Annotated in this window: 4 protein-coding genes; all 4 read right to left on the bottom strand. The window is 27.2% G+C overall.

Features of this window, described 5'->3' with window-relative positions; all coding sequences use genetic code 11:
* Positions 1 to 375: AAA family ATPase (locus tag VK998_RS09885; RefSeq protein ID WP_325227968.1), on the bottom strand; the 375-nt coding region annotated here is incomplete at its 3' end.
* Positions 376 to 449: 74 nt separating this feature from the next.
* Positions 450 to 659 carry an RNA-binding S4 domain-containing protein gene (locus VK998_RS09890; protein WP_325227969.1) on the bottom strand — a complete coding sequence of 70 codons (210 nt, stop codon included), beginning with the start codon at positions 657 to 659 and terminating at the stop codon, positions 450 to 452.
* A 24-nt stretch (positions 660 to 683) separates the two neighbouring features.
* Entirely contained in the window at positions 684 to 1787 is a 1104-nt protein-coding gene (gene dnaN, locus VK998_RS09895; RefSeq protein WP_325227970.1) for a DNA polymerase III subunit beta, read from the bottom strand.
* A gap of 256 nt (positions 1788 to 2043) precedes the next feature.
* Positions 2044 to 3378, bottom strand: coding sequence for a chromosomal replication initiator protein DnaA (dnaA, locus tag VK998_RS09900; protein ID WP_325227971.1), 1335 nt, complete (start codon positions 3376 to 3378; stop codon positions 2044 to 2046).
* Positions 3379 to 3439 lie beyond the last annotated feature (61 nt).

A 3439-nucleotide genomic window follows, 5' to 3' on the forward strand; every position in this document is an offset into this window, starting at 1 on the left:
AAGATCATCTGGAGAAAAAATTACTACATTTAGTCCGCTATATAATTCCTTAATATTTTTAAGTTCTACTTTATTTACTTTTATTCTTTTAGGCTTATCCTTCTCTAATTTTATTTCTATCAATTTTTCCGTTCTACCAACATTGATTTTGGAACCAATATAAGCCTCCTGTTTATTTAAATTTATTATTTCTCTATCTCTATTAGTTCTAAAAGACCTACCCAATGCAGAAATATAAATTGATTCTAATAAATTAGTTTTTCCTTGAGCATTTTTACCAACAAAGATATTTATCCTTTTATTTAAATTTAAACTCACATCATAATAATTTCTAAAATTAATAAGTCTTATACTTTCTACATTCAAAAAAAGCACCCCTCAAAAATACTTCATAAGTGATAAATCCTCAACCACAAGGGTTGAGGCTTTATATTCACAAACCTACTATATTATATCACAATTAATTTTCCTGTGCCTTTTATTTCTATAATATCCCCTTTTTTTATCTTTTTTCCCCTTTCTTTTGTAATGTTTCCATTTACTGATACTATTCCCATTTTTATTATATTTTTACTTTCTCCTCCAGTTTGTGTAATACCCGCAAACTTAAGTAATTGATCTAATTTTATAATATCTGTACTTATTTTTATTTCTTTCATCTTTTAAATATCCACCTTCTCATATTAATAATCTTCTTGTGCAAGCCGTACAGGCAATACTAAGTAAGTGTAGTTTTCGTCTTCTACAGGATTTATTATACAAGGATTTAAACTTCCCATAAAGAAAAGTTCTATCTCCTCAGAATCAATAGCCTTTATTCCATCAATAACATATTTAGAATTGAAAGCTATATTAATATCTTCCCCTTCTTGTGCTGAAGAGATTTGTTCATTTACATTACCTATTTCTGAATTTGATTTAATATTGATTTCATTATTAGCTATATTCAATTTTACTAAATTAGCTTTTTCTTCTTTAGCTAGTAAAGAAGCCCTTTCAAGACTATCTTGAAATTTTTTTCTATCTACTCTTAAATTAGTTTTGTGCTCTTTCCTAATTATATCTTTATAATTTAAAAATTGACCTTCTAATAATCGTGATGAAACTACTGTATCTCCCATATCGAATATTATATGACCTGGAGCAGTAGTTATGGTTAGTTCATCTTTATCATCAAGTATTTTATTTAACTCACCTAAAACTCTACCTGGAATTACTATTTTAATATCTTCCTTTAAATTAATAGGAATACTTCTTAATGCTAATCTATAACCATCTAAGGCGACAAATGATCCAATTCCATTAGATACTTCTAATAAAACCCCTGTTAATATTGGCCTAGTTTCATCTTGAGTAGTAGCAAATACAGTTTGTCTTATAGCAGATTTAAATAAATCCTTAGGAATTTCAAATGAATTTTGATTTATAATAGTAGGTAACTCTGGATATTCAGATGCTGGATTACCTAATATGTTAAATTCTGAACTTTCACAGGTTATGTTAATGTTATTTTCTTCAATATTAATATTAACTGGTGCATTAGGTAATTTTTTTATTATATTGCCAAATATCTTAGAATCTACTACAACTGCACCTTCTTCTATTATATCACAATCAAGATATGTTTCTATTCTAATTTCTAAATCAGTTGCAGTTAACTTTAATTTATTATTAACTGTTTCTAATAATATACCATCTAATATTTGTAAAGTAGTTCTATTAGAAATACCTTTTTGAACAACGCTAATATGATTTGATAAAGAATTTTGATCAACTTGTATTCTCAATTGATAATCCTCCTTTTCTTTTTTTATCTTTCCATTATAGATATAGATAGATTTATATAATAATAGTAGTAATAGTAGTAGGGGCTGTTAATTTGTGAATAACTATGTATAAGATTTAGCTTTGATGTATTTCTGCATTTAATAACATGTTGATAATTAAATAATAACTATAGAAGTTATCCCCATAATTTTAAATATATAAACTTATCTAATGTATTAACATTTAACCAACATATTTATTAACATTTTTTGTTGATTATTCACCTTTAATATTTTTTATAAGTCCATCGATCCTTTTGTTAAAGTCATCATTTTCATTAATATCAGCCGATATTTTATCATAAGCGTGTATTACTGTTGTATGATCTCTACCACCAAATTCATCCCCTATTTTAGGTAAAGATAAATCCGTTAATTCTCTAGTTAAATACATAGCTATTTGTCTTGGATAAGCTATTGCCCTTGTTCTTTTTTTAGAATTAAAATCTTCCATTTTTATATCAAATTCTTTAGATACAGAATTTTTGATTAACTCTACTGTAATTTTTCTAGGTTTATTGTTAGAGATTATATCTTTTAAAGCTTCTTCTGCTAATTCTATAGTTACCTCTTTGTTGGTTAAAGATGAATAAGCTACTATTCTAATTAGCGCTCCTTCTAATTCTCTAATATTCGATTGTATTTTTGATGCAATATATAACATAACATCATCAGGTACATCTATATTTTCCATTTTAGCTTTTTTCTTAAGTATAGCAATTCTAGTTTCTAAATCAGGTGCTTGAATATCTGATATCAATCCCCATTCAAACCTTGACCTCAATCTGTCTTCTAATGTTGGTATTTCTTTTGGAGGTCTATCACTAGAGATGATTATCTGTTTATTTGCTTCATGTAGTGCATTAAATGTATGAAAGAACTCTTCCTGAGTACTTTCTTTACCAGCAATAAATTGGATATCATCTACTAAAAGCACATCTACATTCCTATACTTATTTCTGAATTCATTATTTCTGTCGTCCCTAATTGAATTTATTAATTCATTTGTAAATTTTTCTGAAGACACATATACTACTTTTGATTCAGGAGATTGATTTAAAATAAAATGGCCTATAGCATGCATTAAATGGGTTTTACCTAGACCTACCCCACCATAGATAAATAATGGATTATACGCTTGTGCTGGTGCTTCTGCTACCGCTAATGAAGCTGCATGAGCAAATCTATTACTATTACCTATAACGAAAGTATCAAATGTATATTTGGGGTTTAATTGAGATCTTTGATTTAAATCATTATTTTCTTCTGATATAGATTGTCCAACATTCATATTTACCTCTTCTCCTGGAATAATAAATTGGACATTATATTCATCTTTTGTTATTTGAGCTATTGCATTTTTTATTAAGTTTAAATACCTAGCCTCTAATATACCTTTAGTAAATTCATTTGGTGCAGCAAGTATTACCCTGTTTTCAGAAATTGTAACAGGTTTAATCGTTTTAAGCCAAGTATTGAAACTTACTTCTGTTAGTTCCACTTTTATTAAATTGAGGACTTCATTCCAGATACTATCTAAACTTGAAACCATTTTTTAAATTCCTCCCATTTTATTGTAAATTATAACCACTATAGGTATTTTTATAACCTAT

Origin of the sequence: Schnuerera sp. (assembly GCF_035459645.1) — a bacterium.
Lineage (GTDB): Bacteria > Bacillota > Clostridia > Tissierellales > Tepidimicrobiaceae > Schnuerera.